Below are 15,516 nucleotides of genomic sequence, written 5' to 3' on the forward strand. Positions count from 1 at the left end.
TCGAGGGGTGGGGGGATTTCCGTGTCCGTCCTCAAATTGGATCGCCTCACCGGAAAGATCATGCGTGCGGGCGAGGGCAGGGTGCTGCGCAAGTTGCAGCACATAGCGGCCCAGGTCAACTCCGTCGAGCCGGACTTCGAGGATCTCTCCGATTCCGAACTCCAGTCGCTCACCGCCGAGTTCAAAGAGCGGTACGCCGAAGGGGAGAGCCTGGACGATCTGCTCCCCGAAGCCTTCGCCACGGTCCGTGAGGCGGCGCGGCGCACCCTTGGCATGCGCCACTTCGACGTACAGATCATGGGCGGCGCCGCACTCCATCTCGGAAACATCGCCGAGATGCAGACCGGCGAGGGAAAGACCCTTTCCGCGACGCTGCCCGCCTACCTGAACGCCCTCGCGGGCAAGGGCGTCCACCTCGTCACGGTCAACGACTACCTCGCCGAGCGCGACGCCCAGTGGATGGGCCGCGCCTACCGCTTCCTCGGCCTGACCGTGGGCGTCATCAAGTCCGACATGACCCCGGCGGTCCGCCGCGAGCAGTACGCCTGCGACATCACGTACGGCACGAACAACGAATTCGGCTTCGACTACCTGCGCGACAACATGGCCTGGTCGAAGGCGGAACTGGTGCAGCGCGGCCACCATTTCGCGATCGTCGACGAGGCGGACTCCATCCTCATCGACGAGGCCCGCACCCCGCTGATCATCTCCGGCCCCGCGGACCAGCCCACCCATTGGTACGGCTACTTCGCCGACGCCGTCCGCCGTCTGCGGGGCGTCGCCGTCCAGGAGGAGATGTTCACCACCGCGCAGCGCAAGATGGAACTCGCGGAACTGCGGGCCGCCTACGACTACGAGTACGACCCGAAGAAGCGGACGGTCGCGATCCTCGACCGGGGCGTGGAATTCCTGGAGGACCAGCTCGGGATCGACAATTTCTACGACTCCGCACACACGTCGCTCATCGGCCAGCTCAACAACGCACTCAAGGCCAAGGAACACTTCAAGAAGGACAAGGACTACGTCGTCACCGACGGCGAGGTCCTGATCGTCGACGAACACACCGGACGCATTCTCGCCGGACGCCGCTACAACGAAGGCGTCCACCAGGCGATCGAGGCGAAGGAAGGAGTGACGATCAAGGACGAGAACCAGACGCTCGCCACGATCACCCTGCAGAACTTCTTCCGCCTCTACGGAAAACTCTCCGGAATGACCGGCACGGCCATGACGGAGGCCGCCGAATTCCACCAGATCTACAAACTCCACGTGGTCCCCATCCCCACCAACAAGCCGATGGTCCGCGCCGACCAGGCCGATGTGATCTACCGCGAGGAGTCCGTGAAGTTCGGCGCGGTCGTCGCCGACATCATCGAGCGGCACGAGCGCGGCCAGCCGATCCTCGTCGGCACCGTCTCCGTGGAGAAGTCCGAGCACCTCTCCGCGCTGCTCACCCGGCGCGGCATCCGGCACGAGGTGCTCAACGCCAAGAACCACAAGGGCGAGGCGCGGATCGTGGCGCAGGCGGGCCGCAAGGGCGCCGTCACCGTCGCCACGAACATGGCCGGCCGCGGCACCGACATCATGCTCGGCGGCAACCCCGAGGCGATGGCCGACGCCGAGCTGACGGACGAGGGACTCACCCCCGACGAGGCCCCCGCGCGCCACCAGGAGATCCTCGCGCGCATCGAGGCCGAGGCCGCCGCGGAACACGACGAGGTCAAGGAGCTCGGCGGGCTCTACGTCCTGGGCACCGAACGCCACGAGTCCCGCCGCATCGACAACCAGCTGCGCGGCCGCAGCGGCCGCCAGGGCGACCCGGGGCAGTCCCGCTTCTACCTCTCGCTCGGCGACGACCTGATGCGGCTGTTCCGCGCCGAGCTGGTCGAACGGGTCATGCTCATGGCCAACGTGCCCGACGACGTCCCCATCGAGAACAAGATGGTGACCCGCGCCATCGCCTCCGCGCAGTCCCAGGTCGAGCAGCAGCACTTCGAGACCCGCAAGAACGTCCTCAAGTACGACGAGGTCCTCAACCGCCAGCGCGGGCTCATCTACGCCGAGCGCCGCCGGGTCCTCGAGGGCGAGAACCTCCGCGAGCAGATCCACCACTTCATGGACGACACCGTCGACGCGTACGTGGCGGCGGCCACCGCCGACGGCTTCGCCGAGGAGTGGGACCTGGAGCGGCTCTGGAGCGCCTGCCGCGAGCTGTACCCGATGCGCGTCACCCCCGACGACCTGGACGAGGAGGCGGGCGGCCGCTCCGAGGTGAGCGCCGAACTGATCGGCGAGGCCCTGACCGAGGACATGCACGCCCGCTACGAGGAACGCGAGCGCGAGCTCGGCGAGGACGCCACGCGGGAGCTGGAGCGCCGGGTGGTGCTCTCCGTCCTCGACCGTAAATGGCGCGAACATCTTTACGAGATGGACTACCTCCAGGAGGGCATCTGGATGCGGTCCTACCTCGGCAGGGACCCCTTGTTCGAGTTCCAGCGCGAGGGCTACGACATGTTCACGGCCATGATGGACGCCATCAAGGAGGAGTCCGTCGGCTTCCTCTTCAACCTGGAGGTCCAGGTCGGGCAGCCCGCGCCGGACACCGTCCAGGACGCGGTCGGGATCAGCGCGAAGGGCCTCCAGGCCCGCAGGAGCGCGGGCCAGCTGCACTTCAGCGCGCCCACGGTGGACACCGCGGAGGGCGTCGTCGAGGGCGACTTCGAGCCGTCCGACGACACCGCGGCCGCCGCTGGCGACGAACTCGGCGACGAACCCGCCGACGAGCCCCCCGACCGACCCGGCGCCACCGGAGCCCCGCCCCGGAGCGGGCGCGGCCGCAAGAAGCGATGACCCAGGTCCCGCGCCACGTACGCCACATCGGGGCACGCACTGTCCGGGCCCACAGGAGTTGCGGCCACAATGGGGGGATGAGCGACAGCCCATCCCCCCTCGCGGACCCGCATCTCGTCTTCGACCCGGTCCCCCTCCAGGACGCGGCAGACCCGCGGGACATCGTCATCCTCGGCTCCACGGGCTCGATCGGCACCCAGGCCATCGACCTCGTCCTCGGCCATCCCGACCGTTTCCGCGTCACGGCGCTCTCCGCCGCGGGCGGCCGCGTGGGTCTCCTCGCCGAGCAGGCACGCCGGCTGCGGGTGAAGACCGTCGCGGTCGCCCGCGAGGACGCCGTACCGGCCCTGCGGGAGGCGCTCCAGGGGCAGTACGCCGGGGAGCCGCTCCCCGAGATCCTGGCCGGACCCGACGCGGCCACCGAGCTCGCCGCCTCCGCGTGCCACACGGTGCTCAACGGCATCACCGGCTCCATCGGCCTCGCCCCGACGCTCGCCGCCCTGAAGGCGGGCCGCACCCTCGCGCTCGCCAACAAGGAATCCCTCATCGTCGGCGGCCCCCTGGTCAAGGCGATCGCCAAGCCCGGCCAGATCATCCCGGTCGACTCCGAGCACGCGGCGCTCTTCCAGGCGCTGGCCGCGGGTACCCGCGCCGACGTGCGCAAGCTGGTCGTCACCGCCTCCGGCGGCCCCTTCCGGGGACGTACGAAGGCCGACCTCGTGAACGTCACCCCCGAGGAAGCGCTCGCGCACCCCACCTGGGCGATGGGCCCCGTGATCACCGTCAACTCCGCGACGCTGGTCAACAAGGGACTCGAGGTCATCGAGGCGCACCTGCTCTACGACATCCCCTTCGACCGCATCGAGGTCGTCGTCCACCCGCAGTCCTACGTGCACTCCATGGTCGAGTTCACCGACGGCTCGACGCTCGCCCAGGCGACCCCGCCCGACATGCGGGGCCCGATCGCCATCGGCATCGGCTGGCCGGAGCGGGTGCCCGACGCGGCCCCGGCGTTCGACTGGACCAAGGCGTCGAGCTGGGAGTTCTTCCCCCTCGACAACGAGGCGTTCCCCTCCGTCGGGCTCGCCCGGCACGTCGGGGAGCTCGCGGGCACGGCCCCGGCGGTGTTCAATGCCGCCAACGAGGAGTGCGTGGACGCGTTCCTGAAGGGCGCGCTGCCCTTCAACGGGATCATGGAGACGGTGACGGAGATCGTGGCGGAACACGGCACACCGTCCCTGGGAACCTCCCTGACCGTCGCGGACGTCCTCGAAGCGGAGACCTGGGCACGTGCTCGGGCACGTGAACTGGCAGGCAAGGCGACCGCGGAGGCTCGTGCATGACGACCTTGATGATGATCCTCGGGATAGTCGTCTTCGTGATCGGGCTGCTCTTCTCGATCGCCTGGCACGAGCTGGGACACCTGTCGACCGCCAAGATGTTCGGCATCCGCGTGCCGCAGTACATGGTCGGCTTCGGCCCGACCATCTTCTCGCGCAAGAAGGGCGACACCGAGTACGGCATCAAGGCCATCCCCCTCGGCGGGTACATCCGCATGATCGGCATGTTCCCGCCGGGCCCCGACGGCCGCATCGAGGCACGGTCCACGTCGCCCTGGCGCGGCATGATCGAGGACGCCCGCTCGGCGGCCTTCGAGGAGCTGGAGCCCGGCGACGAGTCCCGCCTCTTCTACACGCGCAAGCCGTGGAAGCGCGTGATCGTGATGTTCGCCGGCCCCTTCATGAACCTGATCCTCGCCGTGGCGATCTTCCTCGGCGTGATGATGACGTTCGGCATCAACACCCAGACGACCTCCGTCGGCAAGGTCTCGGACTGCGTCATCCAGCAGAGCGAGAACCGCGCCAAGTGCGAGAAGGGCGACAAGGCCGCGCCCGCCAAGGCGGCCGGCCTGAAGGCGGGCGACAAGATCGTCGCCTTCCAGGGGGAGAAGGTCGACGACTGGGCCGCGCTCCAGTCGAAGATCCGCGAGACCATCGGCCCGGCCACGATCACGGTCGAGCGCGACGGCAAGCGGCAGGACCTGCACGCCACCCTGATCAAGAACCAGGTCACCAAGACGGACGGTGACGGCGCCTACGTAGAGGGCAAGTACGTCTTCGCGGGCTTCCTCGGCTTCACCCCGGCCAGCGGCATCGTCCAGCAGTCCTTCGGTGACTCCGTGAGCCGCATGGGCGACATGATGGAGAACGGCGTCGAGTCGATCATCGCCCTGCCGTCCAAGATCCCCGACCTGTGGGACGCGGCCTTCGGCGACGGCGAGCGCAAGCAGGACTCCCCGATGGGCGTGGTCGGCGCGGCCCGCGTCGGCGGCGACGTGTTCACCCTGGACATCCCGCCGGAGAACCAGATCGCGATGATGCTGTTCCTCATCGCGGGCTTCAACCTCTCGCTGTTCCTGTTCAACATGCTGCCGCTGCTCCCGCTCGACGGCGGGCACATCGCGGGCGCCCTGTGGGAGTCGGTGCGCCGCAAGACGGCACGGGTCATGCGCCGTCCCGACCCGGGCCCCTTCGACGTCGCGAAGCTGATGCCGGTCGCCTACGTGGTGGCGGGAATCTTCATCTGCTTCACGATCCTGGTGCTCATCGCCGACGTGGTGAACCCGGTCAAAATCTCCTGATTACGCGAAGTTTGCGGCGGCCCGGCACTCTATGTGTCGGGCCGCCCACCATTGAGTGGACTTCCGGGCGGGATGTGCTCGGGCCCACCGGGTTGCCGTAATCTCGAAGCCTGGAGCCCGTCGATCTCGGGACCTTGATCCAGAACTTGTGATCCACACTCTTGGGGATGCTCGCCAGATGACTGCCGTTTCTCTCGGAATCCCGTCCGTTCCGACCAAGCTCGCCGACCGCAGGGTCAGCCGCAAGATCCAGGTCGGTTCCGTGGCTGTCGGTGGGGACGCACCGGTCTCGGTGCAGTCGATGACGACGACGCGTACGTCGGACATCGGCGCGACCCTCCAGCAGATCGCCGAGCTCACCGCTTCCGGCTGCCAGATCGTGCGCGTGGCCTGTCCCACGCAGGACGACGCGGACGCGCTGGCCACGATCGCGCGGAAGTCGCAGATCCCGGTGATCGCCGACATCCACTTCCAGCCGAAGTACGTGTTCGCGGCGATCGACGCCGGGTGCGCGGCGGTCCGGGTGAACCCGGGCAACATCAAGCAGTTCGACGACAAGGTCAAGGAGATCGCGAAGGCCGCGAACGACGCGGGTACGCCGATCCGGATCGGCGTGAACGCGGGCTCCCTGGACGCGCGGCTGCTCAAGAAGTACGGCAAGGCCACCCCCGAGGCGCTCGTCGAGTCCGCCCTCTGGGAGGCGTCCCTCTTCGAGGAGCACGGCTTCCGGGACATCAAGATCTCGGTGAAGCACAACGACCCGGTCGTCATGGTCAACGCCTACCGTCAGCTGGCGGCGGCCAGCGACTACCCGCTGCACCTCGGTGTGACCGAGGCGGGTCCTGCCTTCCAGGGCACGATCAAGTCGGCGGTGGCGTTCGGCGCGCTCCTGAGCGAGGGCATCGGCGACACCATCCGCGTCTCCCTGTCGGCCCCGCCGGTCGAGGAGATCAAGGTCGGCATCCAGATCCTGGAGTCGCTGAACCTGCGCCAGCGGCGCCTGGAGATCGTCTCGTGCCCGTCGTGCGGGCGGGCGCAGGTGGACGTCTACAAGCTGGCCGAAGAGGTCACCGCGGGCCTGGAGGGCATGGAGGTGCCGCTGCGCGTCGCCGTCATGGGCTGCGTCGTCAACGGTCCCGGCGAGGCCCGTGAGGCGGACCTCGGCGTCGCGTCCGGCAATGGCAAGGGCCAGATCTTCGTCAAGGGCGAGGTCATCAAGACGGTCCCCGAGTCGAAGATCGTCGAGACGCTGATCGACGAGGCGATGAAGATCGCCGAGCAGATGGAGAAGGACGGGGTGGCCTCCGGCGAGCCGACGGTGGCGGTGGCGGGCTGAGTGCCCTTGGCAGGGGCCCATGGGGGAGCGCCCTTCCTCGGCGCGGGCCGGCTCCTGTAGCCCTGCCTGCTCCTCGGCGCGGGCCGGTCCCTGTAGGCCTGACTGTCTCTCGGTACGGCCGGTCCCTGTAGGAGCCTGTTCCTCTTTCTGCGTCGGGTGCTTCGCGTAGGGGCCTGCCCGTTCTTCGGCGCCGGCTGGTCCCTGTAGGAGCCCGCCCGCTCCGCGGCGGACGCCTCCCACCACCCACCCGTCTCTCGGCGCCGGCTGGTCCTTGTAGGAGCCCGCCTGCTGCGCGGCGGAGCGGTTCCCACCCGCCCACCCGTTTCTCCGCGCCGACCGGTTCCTGTAGGGGCTTGCCCGCTCCTCAGCACGGGCCGGGTCCTTGTAGGAGCCCGCCCGCTGCGCGGCGGAGCGGTTCTCCGCGCCGGTCTCCGCACGTAGGGCCCAGCTACCCAGCCGGCCCGCAACGTTGTTGCCACCCCACCTCGAGTGGGGCCCGCCGGCGCAGCGGCCCCGCCCCTACACCCACACCCCGGTACGGAGCCACGGGTGGGCGGGTGGGGACCACGCCGCGAAGCGGCGGAAAGCCTCAGCCCCCGCCGGGGGGTGGGGTGAGTGGCGGCCTCACGTTTCACGGACGTCACCCGCGCAGCGCGCCTCCGTCCGGCCACCCACGCCGCGAAGCGGCGGAAAGCCTCAGCCCTCGCCGGGGGGTGGGGTGAGTGGCGGCCTCAGCTTTCACGGACCTCGCCCGCGCAGCGCGCCTCCGTCCGGCCACCCACGCCGCGAAGCGGCGGAAAGCCTCAGCCCTCGCCGGGGGGTGGGGTGAGTGGCGGCCTCAGCCTTCACGGACCTCGCCCGCGCGGAGCGCACGCCTCCACCCCGGACGCCGTCGGGCTTGACGAAGATGGCGTCGGCGCGGCGGAGTGGGCGTACCGGTCAGCAGCCGCAGCCGCAGCCGCAGCCGCAGCCGCAGCCGGCTGTCGCCGAACAGGTGATGGCCTACCCGGGGTCCGTGCAGAGCTGGGCGGTGAGAGCGCCGCAGGCCCATTCCTCCCAGGCCTCGGGGGACCAGCCCCGGTCGCGGACGAAGATCAGGTACAGCTCCGGACTGAGCAGCCCGTACAGCACGTCGGCCGCGCGGTCGGTGTCGACGTCGGGGCGGGCGTCGGGCTTGGAGGTCAGTGCCTTCGCCGCGGCGTGCTGGACGGTGTGGCGCGGGTCGGGGCCGGCGGGCCACTGCGCGGCGATCTCCGGGTCCGTGGCCGCCGCGGCCGCGATGAGCGGGATGATCGGGGCGACCCGGCCGAGGATGTCGCGTACGCCCCGTACGTGGGCGCGCAGTTGCCCGGCCGCGGTGGGCTCGGCGCACGCCGCGCGGAACCAGTCGCGGTCCATCGTGGCGACCGCTTCGGCGTCGCCCGCGATGGCTGTGTCGACGACGTCCTTGAACAGCGCGCGCTTGTTCCGGAACACGAAGTACACGGTCTGGACGGCCACGTCCGCGCGGTCCGCGACCTCCTGAAGGCTTGTCGCGCCGTATCCCTGCGCGACGAACAGGTCCCGCGCTGCCGCGACGATGTTCTCGCGGGTGCGCCGCGAGCGCTCGGCCCGCTTGTCGGGGCGTTTGCCGGGTCGTTCGGCGTTCTGTCCGTCGGATCCCTTGACCGCATCCATGCCGAGAGTCTATCTCTAGAGTTAGTCACTAGAGTTCAACTCTAGATTCTTGGAGGGGTAGCGATGAGTACGACTCGTACGGCTGCGGAGCTCGACCAAGAGGCATCTGTGCGCCGCGTGTTGGAGGACTTCTACCGGGACGGCAGGCCGCCGTGGGACAGCGGCATCACGCCCCCCGAGCTGGTGGCCCTGATCGAGGCGCCCGACGCGCCGGCGCCGGGCCGGGTCCTCGAACTCGGCTGCGGCACCGGAACCAACGCGGTGTACCTGGCCCGGCACGGCTGGCAGGTGACGGCCGTCGACCTGGTCGAGCGCGCGGTCCGGCGGGCGAGGGAAAAGGCCGACGCGGCCGGAGCCGACGTCACGGTGCTGTGCGCGGACGCCACCCGGCTCGACGAGGTGGGCGTGCCCGGCCCGTACGACCTGTTCTTCGACCTGAGCTGCTACTGCGGAATCCCACCGCACCGCCGCGACGCCTACGCCGCCGGCCTCACCGAGCGTGCCGCCCCCGGTGCGCGACTGCTGCTGTTCGGGTACGGGCCCGGGGCGTTCGACGACACGTGGTCCGGCGTCACCGCCGACGAACTCACCGCCCGGTTCTCCGGGTGGCGGCTGACCGACGTGACGCCCGGCACCAACCCCGTCCCGACGTTCTGGTTCACCCTGCGCCGCGCCACCGACGCGGCATGAGCTCAGCCACACCGTGCGCACGATCTGACACGGATGTCCCCGACCGGTCCACGACCACCGGCTCAGCGCTGACCGCCGTACCGCCGTACCGCCGTACCGCACCCCTCACGGGCCTTCCCGCCCCCAGCCCCACAGGCAAACGCCTCCCCCCGCACGAGGCGCCCCCGCCAGGTACAGTGCGGAGATCAGCAGACCGTATGGTGAGGCCCCCGCACGTGTTGACTCAGACCACCACCAGGGTCCTCGAACCGAGTGACCTGGACGCCGCGCTCGCCGTGCTCGGCCGCGAGCCGGTCGCCAATGCCTTTGTGGCCGCCCGTGTGCAGGTCGCGGGGCTGGATCCGTGGCGGCTCGGTGGTGAGATGTGGGGCTGGTACGAGGACGGCATGCTGGAGTCCCTCTGCTACGCGGGCGCCAATCTCGTACCGATCTGTGCCACCCCGCGCGCCGTACGCGGCTTCGCCGACCGGGCGCGCAGGGCCGGGCGGCGCTGTTCCTCGATCGTCGGTCCCGCCGCTTCCACGGCCCAGCTGTGGCGGCTCCTCGAACCCTCCTGGGGTCCCGCCCGCGAGGTCCGCGCGCAGCAGCCCCTGATGGTCACCGACCGGCTGCCGGACGACATCGCCCCCGACCCGTACGTCCGTCGCGTCCGCAAGGACGAGATGGAGACGATCATGCCGGCCTGCGTGGCGATGTTCACCGAGGAGGTCGGCATCTCGCCGATGGCCGGTGACGGTGGGCTGCTCTACCAGGCCCGCGTCGCCGAACTGGTCGGCTCCGGGCGCTCGTTCGCGCGTCTCGACGAGCACGGCAAGGTGATCTTCAAGGCGGAGATCGGCGCCGCGACCCCGCAGGCCTGCCAGGTCCAGGGCGTGTGGGTGGCCCCGGAGTACCGGGGCCAAGGGTTCGCCGCCCCCGGCATGGCGGCCGTCCTTCGCTACGCGCTCGCGGACGTCGCCCCCGTCGTCAGCCTCTACGTGAACGACTTCAACACCGCGGCCAGGGCGGCCTATCGGCGGGTGGGCTTCAAAGAGGTCGGCGCGTTCATGAGCGTGCTGTTCTGATCGGTCCGTCCGACCGGCCCGTCTGATCGGTCCGTCCGACCGGCCCGTCCGACCGGCCCGTCTGACCGGTCCGTCCGACCGGCCTGCCCCACCGGCCCGCCCGAATGCCCGGGGCAAGCACCCGCCCAGAGCGCCCTGTTCAGAAGCGCGGTGGTGCGAAGTAGGGTCGGCCCCATGACAGACGATGTCGTGATCGGTCCGCTCGACCTCGGCGCCCGCGTGGACGAGGCGCTGCGCGTCCAGGCCCACGCGTTCGGTCTCAGCGAGGACGAGGTGGCCGTACGGCGGCAGATCGTGCTGCGGCACCTCACCTACCCCCGCGCCCGCGCGTTCGGCGCGACCACCGGTGACGACCGGCTCGTCGGCTTCGTCTACGGCATGCCCAACGACCGCGCCCACTGGTGGTCCACCGTCGTCGAGCCGTATCTGCGCGGCCAGGACCTGGACGGCTGGCTCGACGAGTCGTTCGTGATCACCGAGCTGCACGTGCACCCCGGCTACCAGAACCGCGGCATCGGGCGCGCGCTGATCACGACGATCACGGACGGCGTCCCCGAGCCCCGCTCGATCCTCTCCGCGATCGACGTGGAGAGCCCGGCCCGCGGCCTGTACCGCTCCCTTGGATACGCCGATCTGGCACGCCGCGTCCTGTTCCCCAGCGCCCCCAAGCCGTACGCCGTGATGGGCGCCCCGCTGCCCCTGGCGAAACGGGTCTGAGCCGTAACCGATTTCCGCCCGCGCCCGAGCCCCGGCTAACCTCCTGCACACCACCCTTAGCAGCAGGAGTTCACCATGGCCCAGGTCCAGCGCATGTCCCGACTGATGGCGAAGACCTTGCGCGACGACCCGGCGGACGCCGAGGTCCTGAGCCACAAACTCCTCGTCCGCGCCGGTTACGTGCGCCGCACCGCCGCCGGTGTCTGGTCCTGGCTGCCGCTGGGCAAGAAGGTCCTCGCCAACGTCGAGCGCGTCGTCCGCGAGGAGATGGACGCCATGGGCGCCCAGGAGGTCTCGCTGCCCGCCCTGCTGCCCAAGGAGCCGTACGAGGCGACCGGCCGCTGGACCGAGTACGGTGCCGAGCTGTTCCGGCTCAACGACCGCAGGGGCGGCGACTACCTCCTCGGCCCCACCCACGAGGAGATCTTCACCCTCCTGGTCAAGGACCAGTGCTCGTCCTACAAGGACCTGCCGGTGACCCTCTACCAGATCCAGACCAAGTACCGCGACGAGGCCCGTCCCCGCGCCGGCATCCTGCGCGGCCGCGAGTTCCTGATGAAGGACTCCTACTCCTTCGACCTGGAGGACGAGGGCCTCGCCCAGTCGTACGCGCTGCACCGCGCCGCGTACCAGAAGATCTTCCAGCGCCTCGGCCTCGACTACCGCATCTGCGCCGCCACCGCGGGCGCCATGGGCGGCTCGAAGTCCGAAGAGTTCCTCGCCCCCGCCGCGGCCGGCGAGGACACCTTCGCGGACTGCCCGAACTGTGACTACGCCGCCAACACGGAGGCCGTCTCGTTCGGTCTGAAGGCGGTCGACGCGGCCGGTGTGCCCGCCGCCGAGGAGATCCCGACCCCGGACACCCCGACCATCGAGACGCTCGCCGCGCACCTCGGCGTCGAGGCCTCCGCGACGCTCAAGAACCTGCTCGTCAAGGTCGACGGCGAGATCGTCGCCGTGGGCGTCCCCGGCGACCGCGAGGTCGACATGGACAAGGTCGAGGCCCACTTCGCCCCGGCCGCCGTCGAACTGGTCACGGCCGAGGACTTCGAGGGCCGCGACGACCTGGTGCGCGGCTACGTGGGCCCGCAGGGCCTGGCGAAGGTCACCTACCTCGCCGACCCGCGCGTGGCCCCCGGCACCGCCTGGATCACCGGCGCCAACAAGGACGGCGTGCACGCCAAGAACGTCGTCGCGGGCCGTGACTTCGAGGTCGACGCCTACGTCGACGTCGTGGTCGTCGAGGAAGGCGACCCCTGCCCGAACTGCGGCACGGGACTCAAGCTGGACCGCGCCATCGAGATCGGCCACATCTTCCAGCTGGGCCGCAAGTACGCCGACGCCTTCCAGCTCGACGTGCTCGGCAAGGAGGGCAAGCCGGTCCGCGTGACCATGGGCTCGTACGGCATCGGCGTCTCGCGGGCCGTCGCCGCGCTCGCCGAGCAGCACGCCGACGACAAGGGCCTGATCTGGCCCGAGGAGATCGCCCCCGCCGACGTGCACGTCGTCGCCGCGGGCAAGGCGCTCCAGACCGAGCTGGCCCTCGAGGTCTCCGACAAGCTGGCCGCGGCCGGTGTCCGGGTCCTGGTCGACGACCGCCCCGGCGTCTCCCCGGGCGTGAAGTTCACCGACTCCGAGCTGATGGGCGTCCCGAAGATCCTCGTCGCGGGCCGCCGCGCCGCCGACGGCGTCGTGGAGCTGAAGGACCGCCGCACCGGTGAGCGCGAGGAGCTGTCGGTCGACGAGGCGATCGCCCGCCTGACCGCCTAGCCGATGCCCGAAGGGGCGCGCGGAACCACGCGACCGGACACATCAGGTCCGCGGTTCCCCGCGCCCCCTCAGAGCCAGCCCGCGAACTCCAGCAGCAGCTCGGAGTCCTGCACTCGGCCCACGCGCAGCGCCCGTAGGCCCGACTCGACCGCCCTGAACAGCGTCCACCCGCGCAGCCGCTCCTGCTCGACCTCCAGCGACTCCGCGAGCTTCTTCACGCGGCGCCGCGTGATGGAGGCGCCGGACGGCGAGGCGATGAGGTCCTCCACGCGGTCCCTGACGAGCCGCGCCAGGTCGAAGGCGGTCTCACCCACCACCGGGTCGGGGCCCACGGCCAGCCACGGCAGCCGGTCCCCGGCCAGCACCTTGCTCTGCCGGAACGTGCCGTGCAGCAGCCGCGGCTCGGGCGCCGCGGCGATGAGCTCGTCCCGCGCCGCGAGCGCCGCGTCGACCAAGGGGCCGAGCTCGGCATCCGCATCGGCCGAAGCCCGCATCGCCACCGCCTGCCGCTCCGTCCGCTCGGCGACCGTCTCGAAGCGGTGCCCGGACGGCGGCTCCACCCACAGCCTGCGCAGCGTCCCCGCCGCCTCCAGGAGGGCCTTGGCCTCGGGCAGCGAGCGCACCGACACGTCCCGGTGCAGCCGCTCCATGAGCAGCGCCCCGTCGGAGGCGGCGGGATCGAGCAGCCGGGCGGCGCCGAGCCCGTTCCAGTGCGCGAGGGCGGCCCGCTCGCTCTCCGGACGCGACCGGGGCGGCACCAGCTTCAGCACGGCGGGGGTGTCGTCGGCCCGCCGCACGAGCAGCACGAGGCTGCTGCGCCCGCCGGGCACCTGCACCCGCTCGATGGTCAACTCGCGTAGAGCGACCGCCTGTTCCACCGCCGTCGGCAGTTTCTCCAGCCAGTCGTCGCCGTCCCGCGTCGTCTCGCCGAGCGCGGTGACGAGGCGCTGCGGCGGTTCGAAAGCCATGCGCGAGTCGTTCCCTTCCTGAACTTCCTGTACGGGCTACGCCTGGGGCGTCGCCGCTGCCGAGGGGTCGGCGGCGGCGGACCGCTCGGCGAGCCCAGGGAAGGCTACGCTCCCGCCGCGCCACCGTGCCGCCCGGACCGCCGCCTCGCGCAGCGCGAGGGCCGCGTTGCCGCGCCGGGTGCCGGTGGCGGCCCGTACGAGATCGGAGTAGACCCCGGCGACCCGGTCCTCCAGCTCCGTGGCGAGCCGCACGGCCGACGCGGAGTCCGGCACCGGGAACGGCAGGGCGTACGCCGGGTCCGCGGGCTGCGGCTCGCCGCCCAGGTCGCGCACCGCGCGCTGCAACTCGTCGCGCCGGGCGCGGTGGGCGTCGTAGGCGGTGCGCGCGTCGTCCCTGCGCTCCTTGCCGACGCGTCCGCCGACCACCCCGTAGCCGTACACCGCCGCGTGCTCGGCGGCCAGCGCGGCCTGCACGGCCTTCAGCTCGTCGTCCTTCGAACCGCTCACTTGTCGCCCTCCGTCAGCAGATACGCGTGTGCCGCCCCCGCGGCGGCCACCGAGGCGAGCAGCCTGGCCTGTTCGGCGGGGGCGTCGAGCAGGGCCTGGGCGCGCCGGTCGGCCAACGTCCGCTCGGCCTTGGCGAGTTCACGCACGGCGTCCTTGGGGTCCGCGGCCACGGAAGGGCCCGCGGAAGCGGAGGGCTCGGCGGGGGAGCCGGAGGGGCCAGCGGAGCCGGCGGGCGGCGCGGAAGCCGGAGCGTGGCCGTCCGTGAACGCCCGCGCGTGCCGCCGCACCTCGGCCCGCAGCGGCCGCAGCCGCTCGGCGAGCGAGGGGTGCGCCGCGATGACGGCGTCGTAGCGCTCGATGAGTTCCGTGCTGTCCGCGGCCGCGCGGGCGGCGAGGCGCCGGGCGGCGGACGGCCGCTCGTCGGTGTCGGCGGAGTCCGAGCAGCCGGTGAGCAGCACGGCTCCCGCGACACCGGCGGCCCCGGTGAGCAGACTCCTTCGGCGCGGTCCCGAAAGGGACCGTGGGGCGGTGAGATACGACGGCACGGCAGACGTCCTCGGAAGGAAGGCCAGAAAGGCGTGAGCGAGCGGGGCGAGGAGAAGGGGTGGCGCGGGTCCGTGATCACCGTACCTGCGGGCCGCTCCCGTACTCGCGAGCGGCTCGGCCCGGAGCGGTGCATCGCCCCGCCCGTGGGCGGCAACACCCCTCGGGACCGGATACCCTTTGACCTGAGACGCAGACTTGCAACGCACCCACAACAGCACACGCGGCCGAGGAGTCACCCGGATGAGCACCACCCAGAGCGAGAGGCTGCGGCAACTACTGGAACCGCTCGTCAGCTCCCAGGACCTGGATCTCGAAGAGATCGAAGTGGCCTCGGTCGGACGCAAGCGAGTGCTGCGGGTCGTCATCGACTCAGAGGACGGCGTGGACCTCGACGCGATCGCGGAGGTGAGCCGTCTGCTCTCCGCGAAGCTCGACGAGACGGACGCCATGGGCGAGGGGGAGTACGACCTGGAGGTCGGTTCCCCCGGCGCCGAGCGGGCCCTGACCGAGCGCCGCCACTACGCGCGCGCCGTGGACCGCCTGGTGAAGTTCCAGTTGACGGAGGGCGGCGAGCTCGTCGCCCGCATCCTCACCGTGGACGACGAGGGTCTCGACCTCGAAGTGCCGGGCGTGAAGGGCCGCAAGGCCACGTCGCGCCGCCTCGCCTTCGCCGAGATCGACAAGGCGCGCGTGCAGGTCGAGTTCAACCGCAAGGACAAGAAGGACATGAAGGAAGAGGAGGAGGCGTAG

The 15,516-nt window shown here is 70.9% G+C and carries 13 protein-coding genes; 9 read left to right on the top strand and 4 right to left on the bottom strand.

What is annotated here, in order from left to right; all coding sequences use genetic code 11:
- Positions 1–60 precede the first annotated feature (60 nt).
- From secA to ispG, 4 genes are all read left to right on the top strand, one after another.
- Positions 61–2,850, top strand: coding sequence for a preprotein translocase subunit SecA (gene secA / locus ACIO9J_RS10710; RefSeq protein ID WP_401995975.1), 2,790 nt, complete (start codon positions 61–63; stop codon positions 2,848–2,850).
- A 77-nt stretch (positions 2,851–2,927) separates the two neighbouring features.
- Positions 2,928–4,193: a 1-deoxy-D-xylulose-5-phosphate reductoisomerase gene (gene dxr, locus ACIO9J_RS10715; protein ID WP_401995683.1), complete on the top strand. Its 1,266-nt coding sequence runs from the start codon at positions 2,928–2,930 to the stop codon at positions 4,191–4,193.
- Complete coding sequence (locus tag ACIO9J_RS10720; protein ID WP_401995686.1) at positions 4,190–5,491, top strand: M50 family metallopeptidase; 1,302 nt, start codon at positions 4,190–4,192, stop codon at positions 5,489–5,491. Before dxr ends, ACIO9J_RS10720 begins: the two co-directional genes overlap by 4 nt.
- A gap of 178 nt (positions 5,492–5,669) precedes the next feature.
- Complete coding sequence (gene ispG / locus ACIO9J_RS10725; protein WP_401995689.1) at positions 5,670–6,827, top strand: flavodoxin-dependent (E)-4-hydroxy-3-methylbut-2-enyl-diphosphate synthase; 1,158 nt, start codon at positions 5,670–5,672, stop codon at positions 6,825–6,827.
- A 1,002-nt stretch (positions 6,828–7,829) separates the two neighbouring features.
- Here ispG and ACIO9J_RS10730 read toward each other — a convergent pair.
- Complete coding sequence (locus ACIO9J_RS10730; RefSeq protein WP_401995692.1) at positions 7,830–8,504, bottom strand: TetR/AcrR family transcriptional regulator; 675 nt, start codon at positions 8,502–8,504, stop codon at positions 7,830–7,832.
- Positions 8,505–8,567: 63 nt separating this feature from the next.
- On the opposite strand from ACIO9J_RS10730, the gene ACIO9J_RS10735 reads away from it, so the two are divergent.
- The 4 genes from ACIO9J_RS10735 to ACIO9J_RS10750 all read left to right on the top strand — a co-directional run bounded on the left by ACIO9J_RS10735 (position 8,568) and on the right by ACIO9J_RS10750 (position 12,745).
- On the top strand, positions 8,568–9,194 hold the full coding sequence (locus tag ACIO9J_RS10735) for a class I SAM-dependent methyltransferase (protein WP_401995695.1): 627 nt from the start codon (positions 8,568–8,570) through the stop codon (positions 9,192–9,194).
- A gap of 215 nt (positions 9,195–9,409) precedes the next feature.
- Positions 9,410–10,258 carry a GNAT family N-acetyltransferase gene (locus tag ACIO9J_RS10740; protein ID WP_401995698.1) on the top strand — a complete coding sequence of 283 codons (849 nt, stop codon included), beginning with the start codon at positions 9,410–9,412 and terminating at the stop codon, positions 10,256–10,258.
- Positions 10,259–10,432: 174 nt separating this feature from the next.
- Positions 10,433–10,975, top strand: coding sequence for a GNAT family N-acetyltransferase (locus ACIO9J_RS10745; RefSeq protein WP_401995701.1), 543 nt, complete (start codon positions 10,433–10,435; stop codon positions 10,973–10,975).
- Positions 10,976–11,050: 75 nt separating this feature from the next.
- Positions 11,051–12,745, top strand: a complete 1,695-nt coding sequence (locus tag ACIO9J_RS10750; protein ID WP_401995704.1) for a proline--tRNA ligase — start codon at positions 11,051–11,053, stop codon at positions 12,743–12,745.
- Positions 12,746–12,813: 68 nt separating this feature from the next.
- Here ACIO9J_RS10750 and ACIO9J_RS10755 read toward each other — a convergent pair whose 3' ends face one another.
- Genes ACIO9J_RS10755 through ACIO9J_RS10765 form a run of 3 tightly spaced genes read right to left on the bottom strand, consistent with a single transcriptional unit; the run spans position 12,814 to position 14,765 of the window.
- The gene (locus tag ACIO9J_RS10755; RefSeq protein ID WP_401995707.1) at positions 12,814–13,713 is read right to left on the bottom strand and encodes an aminoglycoside phosphotransferase family protein; all 900 of its coding nucleotides are present in this window, start codon (positions 13,711–13,713) and stop codon (positions 12,814–12,816) included.
- Positions 13,714–13,749: 36 nt separating this feature from the next.
- Positions 13,750–14,220, bottom strand: coding sequence for a ferritin-like domain-containing protein (locus ACIO9J_RS10760; protein WP_401995710.1), 471 nt, complete (start codon positions 14,218–14,220; stop codon positions 13,750–13,752).
- Positions 14,217–14,765 carry a hypothetical protein gene (locus tag ACIO9J_RS10765; protein WP_401995713.1) on the bottom strand — a complete coding sequence of 183 codons (549 nt, stop codon included), beginning with the start codon at positions 14,763–14,765 and terminating at the stop codon, positions 14,217–14,219. The genes ACIO9J_RS10760 and ACIO9J_RS10765 overlap by 4 nt, the downstream gene beginning before the upstream one ends.
- A gap of 241 nt (positions 14,766–15,006) precedes the next feature.
- Here ACIO9J_RS10765 and rimP point away from each other — a divergent pair, with 241 nt between their 5' ends.
- The gene (gene rimP / locus ACIO9J_RS10770) at positions 15,007–15,516 is read left to right on the top strand and encodes a ribosome maturation factor RimP (RefSeq protein WP_401995716.1); all 510 of its coding nucleotides are present in this window, start codon (positions 15,007–15,009) and stop codon (positions 15,514–15,516) included.

It is taken from the genome of Streptomyces sp. NPDC087300, from assembly GCF_044744425.1.
In the GTDB taxonomy this organism is placed as follows: Bacteria; Actinomycetota; Actinomycetes; order Streptomycetales; family Streptomycetaceae; genus Streptomyces.